Annotated in this window: 14 protein-coding genes; 12 read left to right on the plus strand and 2 right to left on the minus strand. The window is 70.4% G+C overall.

The window, feature by feature from the left end:
- Positions 1–83 precede the first annotated feature (83 nt).
- From BLQ63_RS20385 to BLQ63_RS20400, 4 genes are all read left to right on the plus strand, one after another.
- A complete protein-coding gene (locus BLQ63_RS20385; protein ID WP_091039368.1) occupies positions 84–1,679 on the plus strand; it encodes an SLC13 family permease in 1,596 nt (531 codons plus the stop codon).
- Positions 1,680–1,729: 50 nt separating this feature from the next.
- Positions 1,730–2,428: a FadR/GntR family transcriptional regulator gene (locus BLQ63_RS20390; protein WP_091039369.1), complete on the plus strand. Its 699-nt coding sequence runs from the start codon at positions 1,730–1,732 to the stop codon at positions 2,426–2,428.
- Between the two features lie 61 nt (positions 2,429–2,489).
- Positions 2,490–3,851, plus strand: coding sequence for a hypothetical protein (locus tag BLQ63_RS20395; protein WP_091039370.1), 1,362 nt, complete (start codon positions 2,490–2,492; stop codon positions 3,849–3,851).
- Entirely contained in the window at positions 3,841–4,530 is a 690-nt protein-coding gene (locus BLQ63_RS20400; RefSeq protein ID WP_091039371.1) for an NUDIX hydrolase, read from the plus strand. The genes BLQ63_RS20395 and BLQ63_RS20400 overlap by 11 nt, the downstream gene beginning before the upstream one ends.
- Before the next feature lie 4 nt (positions 4,531–4,534).
- Here BLQ63_RS20400 and BLQ63_RS20405 read toward each other — a convergent pair whose 3' ends face one another.
- Together BLQ63_RS20405 and BLQ63_RS20410 are read right to left on the minus strand one after the other, a co-directional pair.
- On the minus strand, positions 4,535–5,854 hold the full coding sequence (locus BLQ63_RS20405; protein WP_091039372.1) for a hypothetical protein: 1,320 nt from the start codon (positions 5,852–5,854) through the stop codon (positions 4,535–4,537).
- Positions 5,855–5,944: 90 nt separating this feature from the next.
- Positions 5,945–6,943, minus strand: a complete 999-nt coding sequence (locus tag BLQ63_RS20410; protein WP_091039373.1) for a LacI family DNA-binding transcriptional regulator — start codon at positions 6,941–6,943, stop codon at positions 5,945–5,947.
- Positions 6,944–7,044: 101 nt separating this feature from the next.
- Between BLQ63_RS20410 and BLQ63_RS20415 the strand changes: the two genes are divergently transcribed.
- From BLQ63_RS20415 to BLQ63_RS20450, 8 genes are all read left to right on the plus strand, one after another.
- Positions 7,045–8,913 (plus strand): glycoside hydrolase family 2 protein, encoded by a 1,869-nt coding sequence (locus BLQ63_RS20415; protein ID WP_091039374.1) that lies wholly within the window; start codon positions 7,045–7,047, stop codon positions 8,911–8,913.
- Positions 8,914–9,042: 129 nt separating this feature from the next.
- On the plus strand, positions 9,043–10,335 hold the full coding sequence (locus BLQ63_RS20420) for an ABC transporter substrate-binding protein (protein ID WP_091039375.1): 1,293 nt from the start codon (positions 9,043–9,045) through the stop codon (positions 10,333–10,335).
- A 68-nt stretch (positions 10,336–10,403) separates the two neighbouring features.
- The gene (locus BLQ63_RS20425) at positions 10,404–11,351 is read left to right on the plus strand and encodes a carbohydrate ABC transporter permease (RefSeq protein WP_091039376.1); all 948 of its coding nucleotides are present in this window, start codon (positions 10,404–10,406) and stop codon (positions 11,349–11,351) included.
- Entirely contained in the window at positions 11,348–12,256 is a 909-nt protein-coding gene (locus tag BLQ63_RS20430) for a carbohydrate ABC transporter permease (protein ID WP_091039377.1), read from the plus strand. Before BLQ63_RS20425 ends, BLQ63_RS20430 begins: the two co-directional genes overlap by 4 nt.
- Positions 12,253–12,888 carry a hypothetical protein gene (locus BLQ63_RS20435; protein ID WP_091039378.1) on the plus strand — a complete coding sequence of 212 codons (636 nt, stop codon included), beginning with the start codon at positions 12,253–12,255 and terminating at the stop codon, positions 12,886–12,888. Before BLQ63_RS20430 ends, BLQ63_RS20435 begins: the two co-directional genes overlap by 4 nt.
- 76 nt (positions 12,889–12,964) lie before the next feature.
- Positions 12,965–16,627 (plus strand): alpha-glucuronidase family glycosyl hydrolase, encoded by a 3,663-nt coding sequence (locus tag BLQ63_RS20440; protein ID WP_091039379.1) that lies wholly within the window; start codon positions 12,965–12,967, stop codon positions 16,625–16,627.
- Between the two features lie 26 nt (positions 16,628–16,653).
- Positions 16,654–18,909 carry a glycoside hydrolase family 43 protein gene (locus tag BLQ63_RS20445; protein ID WP_091039380.1) on the plus strand — a complete coding sequence of 752 codons (2,256 nt, stop codon included), beginning with the start codon at positions 16,654–16,656 and terminating at the stop codon, positions 18,907–18,909.
- A gap of 288 nt (positions 18,910–19,197) precedes the next feature.
- A complete protein-coding gene (locus BLQ63_RS20450; protein WP_218125380.1) occupies positions 19,198–20,877 on the plus strand; it encodes an ABC transporter substrate-binding protein in 1,680 nt (559 codons plus the stop codon).
- Positions 20,878–20,896: the final 19 nt, after the last annotated feature.

A 20,896-nucleotide genomic window follows, 5' to 3' on the forward strand; every position in this document is an offset into this window, starting at 1 on the left:
GCGATTGCCTGCGTGTCGGGGGTTGACAATCACAATGCGGTATGACCAATATGGGGATGCCGTCTACTCAAGGAAGAGTTCACATGAGCGACCAGCCATCGATCCGCACCGGCGGATCCCCAGCCGACGCCCCCGACGAGGGCCTGGAGCAGTTCCGCGCCTACCGGACGATCGACGAGTCCGGGATGACCCCGGGCGAAGCCCGGTTCGAGCGCCGCCGCCAGACGATCGGCCTGTTCGCGGGCCCCCTCGTCGCCGCCGTCATCCTCCTGCTCCCACTGGACCTGCCGTGGAACCAGCAGGCGCTGGCCGCCGTATTCGCCCTGACCGTGGTCTTCTGGCTCACCGAGGCGATCCCGATCCCAGCATCGTCGCTCCTCGGCGTCGCCCTGATGATCGTGCTCGGCGTGGCGCCCGCGAACGAGGTCCTCAGCTCCTTCGGCAACACGATCGTCCTGCTCTACCTCGGCGCGTTCTTCCTGTCCCAGGCGCTGCTCAAACACGGTCTCGCGCAACGCGTCGCGTTCTCGATCCTCGCGACCCGCTGGGTCGGCAACTCCATCACGCGGCTCATCATCGCGATCGGCGTCGTCACGTGCCTGTTCTCGGCGTTCGTCAGCAACACCGTCACGGTCGCCATGCTGCTCCCCACGGTGCTGGGCATCATCGTCGCCGTCAGCAAGCAGCTCGGCCAGGGCGACCCGACCCGCCTGAGGATCGGCACGGGACTCCTGCTGATGCTCGCCTTCTCCGCCAGCATCGGCGGCGCCATCACTCCGGTGGGCGCCCCGCACCAGCTCATCGGGCGCGACCTGCTCGAACAGGCGACCGGGATCGAGGTCTCGTTCTTCGACTGGACGGCGATCGCCCTGACGTTCGCCGTCCCGCTGTTCATCGCGCTCGTACTGCTGCTGCTCAAGCTGAACCGCCCCGAGACCACGCGCGTCGCGGGACTGGCCCAGGACATGGCCGCCCGGCGCGACCGCAGCGGGCGCATGGGCCGCGGCGAGGTCAACACGCTGATCGTCTTCAGCTTCGTCCTGATCGGATGGCTGCTGCCGGGCCTGTCCGGCGTCGTGCTCGGCGCCGACTCGCCGGCATACGCCGCGATCTCCGACGCCCTGGACGAAGGGGTCGTCGCGATCCTCGGCGCGGTCCTGCTGTTCGTGCTGCCCGTGAACTGGAAGCAGCGCACGTACACGATCACGTGGCAGGACGCCGCGAAGACCGACTGGGGCACCCTGCTCTTCATCATCTGCGGGGCGGCCTTCGGCACCCAGCTCACCGCCACCGGCCTCGCCGAGCGCGTCGGCACCGCACTGGGGACGACGTTCGGCAGCGCCAACCTGATCCTGCTCACGTTCGTCGCGGTGCTCCTGGCGATCCTCATCTCGGAGATCGGCTCCAACCTGGCCGCGGTGGGCATCGTGGTCCCGATCGTGATCCCGATCTGCATGGCCGCGGGCATCGACCCGCTGCTGCCGGGCCTCGCGGCGACCTTCGGGTCCTCTTTCGGGTTCATGATGCCGATCTCGACCCCGCAGAACGCGCTGGTCTATGCGACGGGCGCCGTCCCGATCACCAAGATGGTCCGCACCGGGCTCGTCTTCGACCTGATCGGCGCCGTCCTCATCACCCTGGGCGTCCTGGGCATGGGCCGCCTGCTCGGGCTCGGCTGACGCGGTGATCGACTAGCCTTGGCAGGCCCGCGTCGACGAGAAGGGGTGGCATGGCGAACCAGGACAAGGCGCCGGTCGAGGGCCGGCGGAGCGACGACGTCGCCCGCCGGATCCTCGACCGCATCCGAAACGGCGAGCTGCGTCCCGGCGACCGACTGCCGAACGAGCGCGAACTCGCCGTCGACCTCGGCGTCTCGCGGCCGGTCGTGCGCGAGGCGATCAGCAACCTCATCGGACGGGGCGTCGTCACCCCCCGCGGCGGCAGCGGCTCCACGGTGACCGCCATCGGGCCCGACCACGTCCAGGAGTCGCTCGCGCTCTACCTCAGCGGCAACGCCCTGGACTACCGCTCGATCCACGAGGTCCGGGAGCTCGTCGAGACCTACGCCGCCGGGATCGCGGCCCGGCGGGCGCAGCCGGGCGACGTCGCCCACCTGACCGAGCTGGTCGACCGCCTCGAGGACGAGGAGCTCGACATCGCCGAGCACACCCGGGCCGACGTCGAGTTCCACGCCGCGATCACCCGCCTCACCGGCAACGAGATCTTCGGCCTCATCCTCGCCTCGCTGCACCACGGGCTCGTGGAGGTCCGCGAGCACAACCTCGAACTGCCCGCGGCGCATCACGAGGCGGTGCGGTCCCACCGCGCGATCCTCGAGGCGATCGCCGGAGGCGAGGAGATCGCGGCCCGGACCGCCATGGCCGCACACCTGCACGCGGTCTTCATGTTCTGGCAGGAGCGCGGCTAGCGGGTGCCCTTGGCCCCGAATCGAAACGAGCGTTCCTCTCGTGTTCCGGTACGCTATCGTGATGACGAGCAGGAAGACCGCCTACTTCGGCGTACTCGACTCGGTCAACTTCAGCGCGGACCTGCCCGACGACGATCTGGCGCACCGGACGTTACACGCGACCGGCGCGGTCATGCTCCAGATGATCCTCGGCGGCGTCAATCCCGTGCTGAGCCAGACGCAGGCCTTCGACTGCGCGATGTTCACCGGCGGTCTCGCCAGAATGGACCGGGGCTCCATCGCCATGATGGAACTCGTCCGCAGCGGGCAGATCCAAGTGCGGATCCTCGACAGCGCCGCGCTCTTGGACGACCCGGCTGACGGGCGCAGGTTCACCCTGATCAACGCCTTCCGATCGGCCCTCCTGCAGCGGGACTTCCGCTTCTCCTCATGGCCGGAGCTCGGCGGCGACATGACCCTGCGGGCGGCGATCGCCGAGCAGCTCGACCGGGACCCGTTCGGTGTGGACGCGGTCGCCGACGGCCCGCTGCTGCACCGCCTGCTCGGCCTCATCGAGTTCGACCGCGCGCTCCGCGACAGCCCCGTCTCCGAGCGCGCCTCGGTCACCTCCGGCGCCAGCCTCGCCGACAGGGTGCTGGGCGCCCTCGCGAACATCCGCCGCAACACGGCCGGCGGCGACACCGAGGTGCTGACGCGCCTGGAGACCAGGGCGGCGGCCGGCGGCGACGGCCGGCCGTTCACGCGGCGGTCGTCCTGGTACGCGCTGCTCGACGAGTACGAGGAGGTCGCCTCGGACGCGGGGGACCCGTCGCGCCTGGCCCAACTGGGCATGGTGCGCGGCCTGGTGAACGCGAAGTACAACGGGATCGTGGCCGAGTCGCTGAACGCCGACGGCCTGGACGTCGAGTTCGCCGACTTCAAGACGGCCGGCATCGTGGCCCAGGCGGGGGTCGAGAACCTCGTGGGCGCCAGGGCGACCCAGGTGCTGGAGGAGTCGGAGATCGAAGCCTGGCTGACCTGGAGCGAACTGCCGGGGATCCTCTCGGACATGCGGAACCTCACGGCGCCGCAGAACCGGTTCCGGCATCTGGTCAGCAGATACCGCGAGCACGACATCCGGCGCCGCGCGGACGCGATCGCGAAGAACCAGATCTGGGCGCATGTCGGCGCCGTGACGGTCAACGCCACCGGCACGGTCGTCGGCGGCATCGTCGGCCTCGCGCTCGGCGGCGACCTGGTGGGGACCTCGATCGGGAGCGTGGTCGGCACTCTCGGTGGCGTGTACGCTAACCACATGCTGGACACGCAGAAGCAACGCGGTCTGCGAAAGGCCGAACTCCGGGCGCAGAAGGAGTTCGACCAGCTCTTCACCCCCGTGCTCGGCCGCGGCAGCATCGCGTACCGCATCGACCATGACGCCTGACCGGCGGCGATACGACGAGCTCCGGGAGACCCGACCGGAACTGTTCGCCAATCCGGCGGGGTCGATCTTCACGGTCCTGCACGACCCGGAGTCCGTCTCCCGTGCCGAGAGCGAAGCGGCCGAACGGCTCCGATCCGAAGGCCGCCCGGAGGACTGGGCGAAGACCGGGGTCGTGTACGAGGACGTCTACGGCCTGCGGCTGCGGGACGCCGTCCGATTCCCCGACGGCAGCCTCGGCACCTACATCCGCGACGTCAGCCCGCAGCCGGTCGGCGGTGTCGTGGTCCTGCCGGTCCTCAACGGCGACATCGTCCTCCTCGACCACTTCCGGCACGCCACCCGGACCTGGCATCTGGAGCTGCCGCGCGGCGGCGGCGAGCCCGGTGCCTCCCCGGCCGAGGACGCGCGCCGCGAGCTCGAAGAGGAGATCGGCGCGAAGGCGACGACGCTCGTCGCCCTCGGCGAACTCCACCCCGACACGGGCATGGCCGCCGCCGCCGTCGCGCTGTTCTACGCCGAGATCGACGGCATCGGCGAACCCGAAGCGGCCGAAGGGATCGACTCGATCCGCCTGGTCCCGCCGCAGTCCCTGCGGGACATGATCCGGTCCGGCGAGGTCACCGACGGGTTCACCATGGCCGCCTATCTGCGAGCCACCCTGCATCAGCTGCTGCCCTAGAGCGTTACTCCCCGGATCCGGCGGTCGCCTTGCGGCGGCGGGTCAGGACGGACATCGACACGCCGGCGGCCAGGACCGCCGCGGCACCGCCGACGACCCGCCCCAGGGAGGCGCCGGTCGCCGGGAGCCGGCCGGAGCCGTTCCCGTCGAGCGTGATGTCGGCGGTGTTGTTCCCCAGGCCGGCGTCGAGCTCACCAGGATAGTCGGCGTCGCCGAGCGCCAGGATCTCCAAGCGCCCCACGTCGTTCCAGTCCGGGTTCTCGAGGTCCACGGTGAACGTGAAGGGCAGTTCGTCGCCCATGGCGAGGAACTGGAAGAAGCAGGCGAAGTCGAGGTCGCCGGTCTCGACGTCCTCCGGAAGATGGACCGCCCAGTCCTCCTCGTCGAGGCAGAACAGCTCGCCGACGTTCCCGGTGTCGCTGTCGAGCCGGTAGAGCTCCACACCCTCGGGCAGGTCGCCGATCAGCGCGTAGGAGCCGGGGCCGTCGAAGAACGGGATCGCCGAGCCCGAACCCACGTTCGCCGGCAGGGTGGCCACGGTGACCCGGTCGCCTTCGGCGCCCGCGATCGCCACATCCTCGACCCTCAGGTCGTACGGGTTCTCGGTGGTCCGGATGTCGATGCGGCCGAACGCGTCCGTGAACACCAGGTCGTCCGGGGCGTCCTCGACCTCGAGGGCGAACAGGTTCTCCGAGCCGGGGTCCCAGGCGAGGTCGCCGTATCGGGCTTCGAGCTGCGCCGCGTCCAGCGCCTCGACGGTGAAGCCGCAGGTGCAGATGGAGACCGGTCCTGGAGCCAGGTCGTCGATCCCGAAGTTGACCGGGTCGGCGAACCTGAACACGGTGCCCGGAAGGTCCGCGAAGTCGGTGACGACGCAGGCGACCTCGGGGTAGGTGTTGACGCAGTTGTCGTAGAAGGCGTGCGGTGCGGCGTATCCGACGCGGCCGCCGCCGGTGACCGCCACGACGAGCGCCTTGGTGCCGGCGGGCAGCGGCTCGCTCTGGAGGTAGTCGGGGCGGGCCCCGACGATGTCCCCGTGCTCGGCCTCGTAGGTCGCCTCGTTGTACAGGAACGGCCCCTCCGGGACGTCCGCGTCGAGTCCGGTGCCGCCCGTGGAGGGATCGTCGGGCGTCTGGACTTCGGTGTCGTCCGCGGGACTCTGGGCGGCGGCCGGGAGCGCGAACGCCCCCAGGCCCAGCGCGGCCGCGCCGAGGGCGGCGGCCAGGCGCCGCGCCGCGCGGCGGGTCTTCGGACGGGTCGTTGCGGGCGTCCTCGGCGAAAGCCCGGGGTCACCGGCTCGAAAGGGCCTCGGGGAGCGGTTCATAAGACCTCAACGCACGCCGAAGGCGGCGCGTTGCGCTCCCCGGTGTTCTTTCGTGAACGGAAGGTGTCGCGCGGTGGGTTCGGGTCGTCCTCACCTGAGCACCAGTGAGAACGGCACCTCGTGGTGGCCGGGCGCGGTGGCGTCGGGGGCGGCGATTATGTCGAGCACGCGGTTGGCGAGCGCCTCGCGTCCCGGTGCGACGGTGGAGAACGGCGGCATCGAGTAGCGGCCGTCGGCGATGTCGTCGAACCCCATGACGCGCACCTGTTCCGGAACGCTCAGTCCCCGCACCCCGAGCGCGTAGAGCGCTCCCAGCGCGAGCGAGTCGTTGAAGCACAGCAGTCCGTCGAACTCGGCTCCCGACTCGACCAGGCGCTGCACGGCGACGGCCCCCTCCGCGCGGTTGAACTCGTGGACGTGGCCGGTCAGCGCCTCGTCCAGCGGCAGGCCCGCCTGCCGCAGTGCCAGCGCGTAGCCGTCGAAGCGGTCGCGGGAGGTCTCGGTCGGACCCTCGTCCTGGACGCCGATCGTGGCGATTCGCCTGCAGCCCTGGGCGATCAGCTCGGCGGTGGCCGCGGCCGCCGCGGCGACGTTGTCGATCCCCACGTGGTGCTCGCCGTCGCCGGCGACGCGCTCGCCGTGCTCGCCGACGAGGACGAGCGAGATGTCGCGCCGGCGCTCCTGGACGTCGACGGCCTCCAGGCCGAGCGGGCTCATGATGAGCCCGTCGATGGCGGGGAGGCGGACGCCGTCGAGCGCCTCGACTTCGCGGGCGCGGTCGCCTCCGGTCTGCGAGACGAGCACGGTGAGGTTCCGGTCGTGCGCGACGTCGACGAAGACGCTGGCGAGTTCGGCGAAGTAGGGCTCGGCGAGCGTCGGCAGCGCCAGCGCCAGCACCCCGCTCGAACCGCGGCGGAGCTGGCGCGCGGCCAGGTTCGGCCGGTAGCCGAGCTCCTCGATCGCGACCAGCACCTTCTCGCGGACCTCCGCGCCCACCCAGCCGGAGTCGTTCACGACGTTGGAGACGGTCTTGGGGCTGACACCCACTCGCGCCGCGATGTCGGCGAGGGTGACACGAGCTCGGGCCATGGGACTCCGTCGGTGCAGAAGGGCGGGATCAACGGACTCGATGATAGCCGACCGGACTGCTACATTCAACGTTGAATTAAGCCGATCAGGGAGTTTCATCGATGAACAGCCAGTCGCCGACATTCGACATTCGAGCGAGCCGTCAGGAGGTCGCCCGGTCGCGCCCGCAGATGCTGCGGGAGTCGTTCCTCGACCTGAGCGGGCGGTGGGGCTTCGCCCACGACGACGGCGACCGCGGCCTCGCCGAGCGGTGGTTCGACGGGCGCGCGCTGCCCGGGACGATCATCGTGCCGTTCCCGCCGGAGTCCCCGGCGTCCGGGGTCGGCGCGACCGGGTTCCACCCCGTCGTCTGGTACCGGCGCGAACTCGCCGCCGCAGACCTGGCCGAGGTCGGACACGGCCCCGGAAGACGCCTGCTGGTCCACTTCGGAGCGGTCGACTACCGGGCGCGCGTCTGGCTCGACGGCCGGGAGGTCGGCGGCCACGAGGGCGGGCACACCCCGTTCACGATCGACCTCACCGACGAGCTGGACTCCGGTGGGGGAGCGGAGGACCGGCCGCTCGTGCTGGTGGTCCGCGCCGAGGACGACCCGCACGACACCGCGCAGCCCCGAGGCAAGCAGGACTGGCACGAGACGCCGCACAGCATCTGGTACCACCGCACGACCGGCATCTGGCAGCCCGTGTGGCTGGAGTCCGTGGCGGCGCTGCACGTGGAGGGCCTGCGCTGGACCTGCGACCTGACCCGCGGCACCGCGACCGCGCAGGTGACCCTCAACCGCCGGGCCGACGCCGAGGTCCGGGTGCGCATCGCGCACGAGGGGACCGCGCTCGGCGAGGCGGCGGTGATCGCCGCGGGCACCCGGGTGAGCGTGACCGTGCCGCTCGCGGGCCAGGACAACGGCCAGGGATACGAACGGCTGCTGTGGAAGCCGGGATCGCCGACGCTCCTGGACGCGTGGGTGAGCGTCGGGGCCGAGGGCCGGACCGAGGACGTCGTGGCGAGCTACCTCGGGCTCCGGTCGGTTCGCGTGGGCGACGGCCAGTTCCTGCTCAACGACCGACCCGTGGTGCTGCGCTCGGTGCTGAACCAGGGCTACTGGCCGCAGTCGCACCTCGCCGCCCCCTCGGAGCGCGCGCTGCGGCGCGAGGCCGAACTCATCGGGGAGCTCGGCTTCAACGCCGTTCGCCTGCACCAGAAGGTCGAGGACCCGCGCTTCCTCTACCACGCCGACCGGCTCGGCCTGCTGGTGTGGGGCGAGATGGCGGCGACCTACAGCTTCTCGGACACCGCGGTGGGCCGCACCGTGACCGAGTGGACCGAGGCGGTGCGGCGCGACGCGAGCCACCCCTCGATCGTGACCTGGGTGCCGCTCAACGAGAGCTGGGGCGTGCAGCACCTCGCCACCCGGGAGGACCAGCGCGCCTTCGCCGAGGCGCTCTACCACCTGACGAAGGCGCTCGACCCCACGCGCCCGGTCGTCTCCAACGACGGCTGGGAGCTGGGCACCTCCGACCTGTGGACCGTGCACGACTACGAGTCCGACACGGCCACGCTGGCCGACCGCTACGACGTGCCGGCCGAGCGGCTGCGGGCGTACATCGACGGCACCGGCCCGGTGGGCCGCCGCATCCGGCTGGCCGGGACGACCGACGGCGGCGAGCCGATCATGCTCACCGAGTTCGGCGGCGTGAAGTGGTCCAAGGGACCCGAGGCCGACGGCGCGTGGGGCTACTCCGAGGCGAGCAGCGCCGAGGACTTCGCGCGCCGCGTCGGCGACATCCTCGAACCGGTCCAGCGCGGGACCATCGGCAGCGGCGGCCGCCGGCACGGGCTCGCCGGCTGGTGCTGGACGCAGCTGACCGACACCCGCCAGGAGACCAACGGCCTCCTGACCGAGGACCGCGAGCCGAAACTGCCGATCGGCGAGCTGCGCGCGCTGGTGCTCGGGCACGGCGACCGGACCTGAGGCATTGCCCGTTTCGAGAGACGTGTGATAGCGTCTCGCCAAATAGTTCAGCGTTGAACTGGATTCGCCGTAGTTCAACGCTGAACTATCCCGGACGACTGAAGTTCGTCCAGGCTTTGAGGAGGATCCATGACGACAATGAAGATGGCGGCGGCACTGGGCACCGTGGCGGTGCTCGGGCTCGCCGCCTGCTCGAACGGCGGCACGCCCCACGAGGCCGCCACCGAGTTCGCCCCCGACACGGAAGCGGAGATCACCTTCACCTGGTGGGGGAACGACGAGCGCGCCGGCTGGTTCGAAGAGGCGCTCGACCTCTTCAACGAGGAGTACCCCAACGTCGAGGTCGTGCGGAACTTCAACCCCTGGGACGACTACTGGACCGCCCGCAACACCGAGGCCGCCGGCCAGGCCCTCCCCGACGTGCTCATGATGGACGCCGGATTCCTCGGCGAATACGCGGACAAGGGCCTGTTCCTCGACCTCGGCGCCTACCAGGGCGGACTGCTCGACACCGGGGGCTACGCCGACACGCTCCTGGAATCGGGCACCGTCAACGACCAGCTCGTCGGCGTCCCGATGGGCTACAACGCCTGGTCCATGATGTACAACAAGGACCTGCTCGACGAACTCGGCGTCCCCTACCCGACCGACGACATGACCCTCGACGACCTCGAGGCCTACGTGCTCCAGGTCAACCAGGCCGGCGCCGCGCACGACCCCAAGATCTACGGCGCCTCGGACTACACCGGCGGCTTCCCCGGATTCATCTACTCCCGCATGCAGGAGGGCGAGCCGGTCTTCACCGAGGACGGCGCACCCGCCTTCGACGAGGGCGACGTCGTCGACTACCTCGACTCGGTCGCCGACCTCCGCGACAACGGCGACTTCTACCCCGTCGAGCGGACCGTCGCACTCGACCCCCTCGGCGGCTTCCTCGGCGGCGAGGCCGCGCTCTGGTTCAACTTCTCCACCACCGTGGCCCAGGCGATGAGCGACATCGGGACCGAGAACATCGGCATGGTCCAGGCCCCCACCGAGAACGGCCGGCACGTGCTCGCCGACCACCCGAGCATGCTCCTGTCCGTCGCGGCCAACTCCGACGAACCCGACGCCTCCGCCGTCCTCGTGGACTTCCTCGCCAACTCGCCCGAGGTCAAGGCGATCTTCGGCGCCTCCCTCGGTGCGCCCCCGACCGACGAGGGCCGCGCGGCCGTCGAGCAGTCCACATCAGACTCCGTCGACTTCGCCTACCTCGACGCGATCGAATCCGAGATCACCGAGAGCTACCCGCTCCTGCCCTCCGGATACGGCTCCATCGAAGCCAAATGGGGCGAGCTGCACGAACAGCTCCTCTACGGCGACATCGACACCGAACAGCTCGCCGAGGAGCTGTTCTCCGAGATGGACATGCTGCTCGGATGACCACCCAGCGCGGCCCGGGCCCCCGCCCGGGCCGCTCCGAACCCCTTCGCCTCAAAGGAGGTCGGCCCATGGCCGGAACGACGATCGCGCGAGACCCCGTCCGCGACCGGGCGCGCAGGCGCGCCCGCGACCGCTCGACCCGCGCCGGATACGCGTTCCTGTCCCCCTGGCTCCTCGGATTCTTCGGCCTGACCGCCGGACCGATGATCGCCTCGCTCTACCTGTCGTTCACCGACTACAACCTCTTCACGGCCCCGACCTTCATCGGGTTCGAAAACTACCAGCGGCTCCTGACCGACACGAACTTCGCCCAGGCCGCCAAGGTCACCGCGCTCTACGTGGTCTTCGGGACCCCCGTCAAACTCGCGGCGGCGCTGGCGGTCGCCATGCTGCTGCACAACTCCCGCCGCGGCCAGGGCTTCTACCGGTCGGCCTACTACCTGCCCTCGCTCATCGGCGGCAGCGTGTCGATCGCGATCGTCTGGAAGGCGATGTTCATCGACGACGGGATCGTCGCCCAGATCGGCCAGGTGTTCGGCGGCTCGCCCGCCGCCGACGGCGGCTGGGTCGGCGACCCCGGACGCACCCTGCCCATGCTCATCCTGCTCACCGTGTGGCAGTTCGGCGCCCCGATGGTCATCTTCCTGGCCGGCCTCAAGCAGGTCCCCACGGAGATGTACGAAGCGGCCGAGGTCGACGGCGCGGGACCGGTCCGGCGGTTCTGGAACATCACCATCCCGCTGCTCTCGCCGGTGCTGTTCTTCAACCTCCTGCTGGAGACGATCCACGCGTTCCAGATCTTCAACTCCGCGTTCATCATCTCCAACGGCTCGGGCGGACCCGCCCAGTCGACCCTGTTCTACACGCTCTACCTGTACTTCCGCGGCTTCCGGGACTTCCAGATGGGATACGCGTCCGCGATGGCCTGGGTGCTGGTGATCGTGGTCGGGCTCATCAGCCTCCTGCTGTTCCGCAGTTCGAAATCGTGGGTGCACTACTCGGGAGACGACAAATGAGCCTTGCGACCGCGACCCCGCAGACCGAACGGCGGCAGCAGTCCGCCCGGCTCCGGCGCCGGGCCCGGACCGCCCGCGGCGGCAGGTCGATCCTGTTCCACCTCTTCGCACTCGCGGTGCTCGTGGTCATCCTCTACCCCGCGGTGTGGATGTTCATGAGCTCCTTCAAGCCCAGCAACGACATCATCGGCTCGGTGAGCCTCGTCCCGACCGACGGCGGGTTCCAGAACTACGCGAAGGCCCTCGAGGGCATCGGCGGCGTCTCGTTCTGGACCTTCGTGGTCAACTCGCTGATCCTGGCCGTCGGCTCGGTGGTCGGCATCCTGCTGTCGTGCTCGTTCGCGGCCTACGCGTTCGCGAGGGTCAAGTTCCGCGGGCGCAGCGTGTTCTTCGTGTGCATGATCGCCACGATGCTGCTGCCGTTCCACGTCGTGATCATCCCGCAGTACATCGTGTTCAACAACCTCGGCATGATCAACACCTACTGGCCGCTGCTGCTGGGCAAGTTCCTGGCGACGGAGTCCTTCTTCGTGTTCCTCATGATCCAGTTCATCCGCGGCCTGCCGCGCGAACTCGACGAGGCGGCGGTCATCGACGGCGCCGGGCACCCGCGGATCTTCTTCTCGATCATCCTCCCGCTCATGAAGCCCGCCCTGGTCACCAGCGCGATCTTCGCCTTCATCTGGTCGTGGAACGACTTCTTCGGACCGCTGCTCTACCTCAAGGAGCCCAGCATGTACACCATGCCGCTCGCCTTGCGGCTGTACGTGGACCAGACGTCGACGAGCGACTACGGCGCGCAGATGGCGATGGCGATCCTGGCCCTGCTGCCGGTGCTGCTGTTCTTCTTCGCGTTCCAGCGCCAGCTCGTCGGCGGCGTCGCGACCCAGGGGCTGAAGGGATGAGCGCGCACGCGGACACCGCTCCCGACGAGGCGGAGCCGCGCCGGGCCCGAGGTCCCGAGCACCTGGTCCGGTTCGGCGGCGGGTCCCTCGCCCTGTTCGGCGAGATGATCGTGGTCGGACTGGTCGTCACCGCGGCGTCGCTGCCGCTGGTGACGGCCGTCCCCGCGATCGCGGCCGGGGTCCACCACCTCGACCGGCACGTCACGGACCGCGGCGACGGCCTCGGTGAATTCCTGTCCGCCGTCCGGCGGGCCGCGCGCGGCGGCCTGGCGGTCGGCGCCGCCACCGCGCTCGTCGTGGGCCTGCTCGGGCTCAACGTCGCACTCGGCGTGCAGGGCCTGGTGCCCGGGGGCGCGCCGCTGGCGGTCGTCAGCGCGGCCTTCGCGGTGGTCATCGCAGTGGTCGCGGTGCGCGCGGCCTCGCTGTGGGAGCCGTCGGCCCGCTGGCGCGAGCTGCTGCGCGAGGCCGCCCACCTGACCACCGCCGACCCCGCCGGCACGGCGTACATCCTGATCGGACTCGGCGTCGCCGCCGTCGTCTCCTGGATGTTCCTGCCGCTCATCGTCATCGCTCCGGGAATGCTCGCCGTCGCCATGCTCGCCGCGCGGCGGCGCGTCCTCTCCGACCAATAGACCTCCAACGACAGCCGACCGATCCCCGAGCCCATCCCCGCATCGACAGCAAGCGCTTACTCAACGGGAGTCGACAATGACGTCACCACACGGACCCGGCCGGCCGCACCTCTCGCGCCGCGGACTGCTCCAGACGGGAGCCATGACGGCGGGCGCGATCGCGTTCGCCGCGGCCGCATCCCCATGGGCGGCAACGGGAACCGCGCAAGCCCAAGAGGGCGCGGCGGACGACGGGCAGCTGTGGCTGCGCTATCGGCAGGTCACCGATCCGGACCGCCTCGACCGCTACCGCGACGCCTTCCAACGCGTCGCCGTGTTCGGGAGCGACCGGCTCCTCGACAACGCCGAAGCCGAAGCGCGCCGGGCCGTCACCGGCCTCACGGGCGTCGAGCCGGCCGCCGGCTGGTCGGGCGAGACCGGCACGCTCGTGATCGGGACGATCGACGCGTCCCCGCACGTGCGGCAGGCGGTGAGCGCCGCCGACGCCGACGGCCTCGGCACCGAGGGCTTCGCGATCCGGGTGCAGCGCTCGGGCCGGGGCGTCAAGCGCGTCGTCGTGGCCGCGAACGCCCCGGCGGGGGTCCTCTACGGCGTGTTCCACCTGATCCGCCTGCTGCAGAACGGCACCGAACCGGAAGACCTCGACGCCACCGAGGTGCCGAGCACCGAGCTGCGGATGCTGAACCACTGGGACAACCTCGACGGGTCGATCGAGCGCGGCTACGCGGGCCGGTCGATCTTCGCGTGGGACGCGCTGCCCGAGGTCACCGAGCGCATGCGCGACTACGCGCGCACCACCGCCTCGATCGGCGTCAACGCCTCCGTGCTCAACAACGTCAACGCGGACGCGGCGTTCATCGACACCGCGATGCTCCCGAAGCTCGCCGGACTGTGCGACATGCTCGCGTCCTGGGGGATCAGTCCCTGGCTCTCGGTCAACTACGCCAGCCCGATCCTCCTCACCGAGGACTCGGACGACCCGATCACCACCGCCGACCCCGAGGACCCGCGGGTCCAGCAGTGGTGGCAGGGCAAGATCGCCGAGATCAAGGAAGCCCTCCCCGACCTCGGGGGCTTCCTGGTCAAGGCCAACTCCGAGGGCCGGCCCGGCCCGCTCGACTACGGCCGCACGCACGCGGACGGCGCCAACATGCTCGCGCGCGCGATCGCGCCGGACCTGATCGTCTGGCGCTCCTTCGTCCACGAGGACTTCGGCGACTGGGCGGAGTACCAGCACCGGGTCTTCGCGCCGCTCGACGGCGAGTTCGACGACAACGTCATCGTGCAGACCAAGTACGGCCCGATCGACTTCCAAGTGCGCGAACCGGTCCACCCGCTCTTCGGCGCGCTCCAGAACACGAACCAGATGGTCGAACTCCAGATCACCCAGGAGTACACGGGCCAGGCCGGGCACGCCGTGTTCCTCGCTCCCATGTGGCGCGAGGTTCTCGACTTCACCACCGGCGGACCGGGAACCGGGCCCACCGTCGCCGAGATCACGGCCGCCGAGCGCGCCGGCCTCGCCGGCGTCAGCAACTTCGGCGACGCCGACGACTGGACCGGCTACCTGCTCGGCGCCGCGAACAGCTACGCCTTCGGACGGCTCTGCTGGTCGACCGGCGCCGAGCCCGCCGACCTCGCCGCCGAGTGGATCCGGATGACCTTCGGCCTCGGCCCCGACGAGGTCGACACGGTCGCGGGCATCCTGCTGGACTCGTGGCGGACCTATGAGGACTACACCTCCCCGCTCGGCATGGGCTACTTGAGCAATCCCGGCGGATCGCACTTCGACCCCGACCCGGTCGGCACGATCACCCAGTCCCACCACAGCAACGGCTCGGGCACCGGCTTCGACCGCACCACGGCCACCGGCAGCGGCTTCACCGGCCTCTACCCCGAGGCCTGGACGGAGGTCTACGAGCACCTCGACACCGTCCCGGACGAGCTGCTGCTGTTCATGCACTGGGTCCCGTACGACCACCGCCTCACCTCGGGGTCCACCGTGATCCAGCACCTCTACGACACGCACTTCGCAGGCGTGGAACGGGTCCGCGAATTCGCGGAGGCCTGGCAGACCCTCGCGGGAGACGTCGACGAGGAGCGCCACGCCGAAGTCGCCGCGGCCTTCGCCGCTCAGATCGGCCACGCCACGACCTGGCGCGACGCGATCGTCTCGTTCTTCTTCGACCTCGGCCGCGTGCTCGACGACCACCGCTCGTGGACGCAGGTCGCGGTGCCGGGCGAACGGGTCCTCATCGGCGGCTGGGCCAACCGCGTCGCCGTCGACCTCACCAACGCGAGCGCCGAAGACAAGGAGATCACCGCCGGACTCGTTCCCGCCGAAGGCCACTGGGGCGCCGCAGCCACCGTCGCGGTCGCCGCGCGCGAGACCGCGACGGCGCTCATCCCGGTGGAACCGCCCCTGAACGGCTGGGAGGGCCCGGCCGACATCGAACTGGAACCGGACGGGACCGCCCTCGGGAACCGGGGCGTGCGCTTCCTCGTCGCCCCCGCCGGACAGCGCTGCCACCTGGCACTGGACGCCGGCACCGACGGTTCGCCGGTGCAGCCCGGATACCGCCCGCTCACCCCTGGCACGTCCTGGTCGCAGGAACGGGGCTACGGCTGGGTCTCGGGCCCGACCCCCAACGGGCGCGACCGCAACCTCCTCGAACCGCTCACCGCCGACCTGGTCGGCCACGCGAACGCCTGCACCCTGCGCATCGCCGTCCCCGCAGGACGGCACACCGCCCGGCTGCTCGTCGGCGACCGCGGCGCCCGATGCCGGCCGTTCACCATCGCGCTCAACGGCACCGAGGTCGCCCGCACGCCCGAACTCGCCTCCGGGTCCTTCGCCTGGGTCGACGTGGAACTCGACGGCGGCGACGCCTTCGCGGACCTGGAACTGGACGGCATCGACGACTGGTGGAAGCTGGCCGCGCTCGTCATCCCCGACCCGGACGCGCCGATGCCGCCCGTGCGGGTCCACGCGGCGAGCGCCGAACCGGTCTGGTGGACGGGCGGCACGCACGAGGTCGCCCTCACCGTCGCGAACGACGGCGACGCCGCCGACGTCACGGTCGCGGTGACCGTCCCCGAAGGCTGGGAGAGCGACCCGGTGACCGTCACCCTCGCCGCCGGGTCCGAACAGGACGTGGCGGTGCCGGTGACCGCAGGACCGTCGCCGAGCATCGAGCGCCTCGCGGTCGCCGTGCACGCGAACGGCGTCGAGATCGAGACCGGCAGGCTCGTGGAGGTCGTGACCGCGCCCGATCCGGCCCGTGCCGCGCTCGCCCTCGACGCCGGGCCCGACGCGGAGTCCGTGCTCCCCGGATACCGGGCGCTCACCCCGGAGAGCGAGTGGGACGCCGAAGCCGGCTACGGCTGGAGCGGGGAGCGGCCCGGCGCGCGGGACCGGCGCAACACCGACGTGCTGCGCCGCGACCTCGTCGTCGCGACGAGCGAACGCACTCTCGACGTCGCGATTCCGGCAGGCGCGCAACGCGTCTGGATCCTCACCGGCGACCCCCTCACCGACTCGGCGGTCACCGTCGTGTCGGAGGGCGGGACCGAGCTGGGCCGCTCGGGCCCGGCGACGCTGCCGGCGCGGGCGATGACCTGGTTCTCGTTCGCGGTCGACGGCGGCGCTAGCGGCCGCACCGCGTCCCTGTCGCTCACCGGGAGCGGCCTCAACAAGATGTGGCGGATCGCCGCGCTCGCCGTCGTCGATCCGCAGTGAGTTCAGCCGAAGAGAGGAACACCCCCATGCTGAGAAAGAAGCTGGCGGCCGTGACCGCGGCCGTCCTCGGTGTGCTCGCGATCGGACCCCCGGTCGCGGCCGACCCCGGCGACGAGCCGGGCACCTACGCGAACCACATCATGGACGACCTGGCGGACGCCTTCTCGGACCCGTCGATCATCCAGGGCAAGGACGGCTACTGGTACGCGTACGCGACCCAGACCAGCCTGCGCAAGGACAACCGCGGCGGGGAGTGGGACGACCAGTACTTCATGCCGATCATGCGGTCGGCGGACCTGGTCGACTGGGAGTACGTCGGCGAGGTCTTCAGCCGTGACAACCACCCGCATTGGCGCGACTTCGACAAGACCTACTACTGGGCGCCCGACGTGCGGTACATGAACGGCCGGTACTACCTCTACTACGCCGCCGCGGGCGGCGGCGGGCCGCGGAACCAGATCGGGCTCGCGACGGCGCCGACCCCGGCCGGCCCGTGGACCGACATCGGCCAGCCGGTGATCGCCGAGGACGACGGCGCCAACCAGATCGACCCGGCCGTGTTCGTGGACGACGACGGCTCGAAGTACCTGTACTACGGCTCGTTCAAGAACGCGGGCGTGCGCGCGGTCGAGCTGAACGCCGAGGGCACCGCGCCCGTCGGCGAATCCGTGCAGGTCGTCGGCGCCCGCCAGGGCGAGGCGCCCTACGTGGTCGAACGGGAGGGCTGGTACTACCTGTTCTACTCCGGGCTCGGCTGCTGCGAGCGCGAGAAGGGCGGCTACCCCGTCTTCGTCGGCCGCTCCGAGAGCCCGCTGGGCCCGTTCACCGACGCCGAGGGCGACTCACTGACCGGGCTCTACCCCGGCGGCACGATCGTCAACTCCCCGAACGGGAACCGGTGGGTGGCCTCCGGCCACTCCGCGAACGTCGTCGACCACTCGGGCCAGGACTGGATCCTCGTCAACGGCTTCGACCGCTTCGAGGAGGACCTGACCTGGGGCGGGCGGCCCACCCTGATGGACCGCCTCGACTGGGTCGACGGCTGGCCGACGGTCAACGCCGGGGCCTGGTCCAGCGACGGTCCGCAGACGGCGCCGGTCGGGACCTGGGACGCCGGCAGCCGGTTCGAGGACGGGCTGGCCGGGTTCGACACCGCCGGGCCCGGACGCTGGAAGACCGGCGAGGACGACCTGTCCGGAGGCTACGCGCGCAGTGCCGCGAACTCGCCGAACCCGTCGTTCCTGCTCCCCGAAGCGCCGCTTTCGGGCGACGTCCGGCTGGAGTCGGACGTGCGGGTGACCGACGACCGCGGCCGAGCGGGACTCGTACTGGCCTACCAGGACTCACGCAACAACGCGGTCGCCTGGATCGACGCCGACGGGCTGCTCAGCGTGGAGGTGAAACGCCACGGCCGGGTCACCGACCGCGTGCAGGCGCAGGTCCACGACGGCGCCGACCCGTCCACCTGGCACGCGCTGACCGCGGAGATCGCCTCCGGTACCGCGCACGTCGAACTCAGCGCCGCGCTGCTGGGGATGCCGCTCGCCGAGGTCGACGTCGCAGTGCCGGACGACTGGGCCCGCGGGGGCGCGGCGTCCACGCGCGGCGCCGCCGAGATCGACAACCTCGGCGCGACCGCGCTGTACGAGCCGGTCACCGAGCGCGTCGCCGACCCCGAGGTCGGCGACCTCATCGCCGATTACAGCGAGGAGTTCGACGACGCCGAACTCGCCGGCTGGGACTGGTTCGGCGCGGCCGACGGGCAGGTCGAGGACGGCTCCTACGTCTGGCCGACCCAGGACGCGGACCTCAGCGGCAAGGGCACCATGGCGTCGGCGCTCCTGCGCGACGCGCCCGAAGGGACCTACACCGTCGAGACCAAGCTCCACCTGCCGATCTCCGAGGACCCGGCGGTCGACGAATCCCAACGGCCGCAAGCGGGCCTCGTCGCGTTCCAGAGCCCGGAGGACTCGATCCACCTCGCGCCGGTGCGCAACGGCCCCTCCGGCCAGGTCCTGCTGTGGATCGGCCGCGACCGCATCCCGTGGCCCGAGATGCAGGTCGGCACGGCGGCCGACGAGATGTGGCTGCGGCTGCGGCACACCGTTGACCCGGACACCGGCGAGCACCTGTTCCAGGCCGCCACGAGCCGGGACGGCGAGCACTACGTCTGGGGCGGCGTCTGGCAGCTGCCCGAAGGGGTCGACCCGCAGATCGGGCTGGTCTCGATGGCGGGCGAGGGCCTGACGGCCACGTTCGAGTACGTGCGCTTCTACGAGTGAGACGACGTCGGGGGCGGGCGGAGCGCAGGCTCCTCCCGCCCCCGACGCGTCCCCTCCGAAAGTTTCGGCCTCACATTCGGCCTTGCCCGAATTGCGCGCAACCTCCCTGGTCACATCGCCCGCCGTGGGAATCGCATTCAGAGATTTATTGACATCCCCGTCTGGCGTAACTAAGCTCTGGAAATTATCGGTAATGATCCCGAAAGTTTCGACCGGCCGGTCGGTGTGATCGTGCGCCTCAACAACGCCCGATCCGGCCGAACCAGGCCATCTCAAGGAGGAGAACCCATGGCAAGTGTGTTCGAGCGGACGCCCATGCGAGCGACGCGTCGCGGAGTCATCGGCATGTCGATCGCGGCGTCCAGCGCCCTCGCGCTCGCGGCGTGCAGCGACGACGGCGGCGAGGAGGTGGACATCGACGCGCAGTCGAAGGGCGCGATGGAGGACTTCTCGGCCGACATGCAGTTCACCGCGAGCGAGGCGTTCACCCTGCCGGTGCTGTGGACGGAATGGCCCGACCTTCCGATCACCGACTCCTGGCAGTTCTTCACCGAGATCGAGAAGCGCACGAAGGTGAAGATGGAGGTCACCACGATTCCCTTCAGCGACGCGGTGGAGAAGCGCAGCCTCCTGCTCAGCGCGGGCGACGCCCCCACGGTCATCCCGCTGGTCTACACGGGCGAAGAGGACTCGTTCGTCTCCTCGGGCGCGATCCTCCCGATCAGCGACTACGTCGAGCACATGCCGCACTTCCAGAAGTACGTGGAGGAGTGGGACCTCTCGGGCATGATCGACCTCCTGAAGCAGGCCGACGGCAAGTACTACATGCTGCCCGGCCTCCAGGAGGTGTCGGTCCCCGTCTTCACGCTGGTCATCCGCAAGGACGTCTTCGAGACCGTCGGCGGCGGCATCCCCGAGACCTGGGACGAGATGCGCGAAGCCCTCGTCAAGATCAAGGCCGAGTACCCCGACTCCATGCCCCTCGCCGACGGCTTCGAGGCCTGGTCGCTGCTCAACTACGCCGCCCACGCCTTCGGCGCGCAGGCCGGCTGGGGCTTCGGCGACGGCATGATGGACGACGGCTCCGGCAAGCTCCAGTACACCGCGGTGTCCGAGGGCTACAAGCAGATGGTCGAGTACTTCCGCGGCCTCGTGGCCGACGGCCTCCTCGACACCGAGTCCCTCACCGCCGCGAACGACGGCAGCGGCGGCGGCAGCGTCGCGGAGAAGTTCGCCAACGAGCTGGTCTTCGCCGCGTCCGGCTCCAGCGGCACGGCGATCGAGTTCGCGCAGGCCCTGAACGAGACGGTCGGCGAGGGCAACTACGAGGTCCTCCAGATCGCCCCGCCCGGCGGCCCGGCCGGCCAGGTGTGCGAGCCGCGCAACTTCTGGAACGGCTTCATGCTCAACGCCGAGATCGCGGAGTCCGAGAACTTCCTCGCCACCCTCCAGTTCCTCGACTGGCTCTACTACAACCCCGAAGCGCGCGAACTGATCCGCTGGGGCATCCTCGACGAGACCTACACCAAGGACGCCGACGGCAAGATCACCCTCAAGCCGGAGTACTCCCTCAACGCCTACAACATCAACCCCGGCGCGGCGACGGACATCCAGGCGGACCTCGGCTGGTCGAACTCCGTGTTCGCCGACTCCACCGAGTCGCGCGCGCTCAAGGAGTCCTACAACACGCCGACGTTCGTCGAGTACGTCGACTCCGTGCTCGCCTCGCGCACCCCGCGCGACCCCAACCCGCCCGCCCCCCTCGAAGAGATGGAACTCGAGCAGGCCTCGCTCCTTGCCACGCCCATCAAGGACACCGTCGACACGAACACGCTGCGGTTCATCATGGGCGACCGCGACATCGCCGAATGGGACGACTACGTCGCCGAGCTCGAGGCGCAGGGCCTCCAGCAGTACGTCGACCTCATCAACACCGCCCGCGACCGATTCGAGGAGGAGAACTCCTGATCCGCCTGTCGGGGCGGCC

This window comes from Glycomyces harbinensis, from assembly GCF_900101745.1.
Classification (GTDB): Bacteria; Actinomycetota; Actinomycetes; order Mycobacteriales; family Micromonosporaceae; genus Glycomyces; species Glycomyces harbinensis.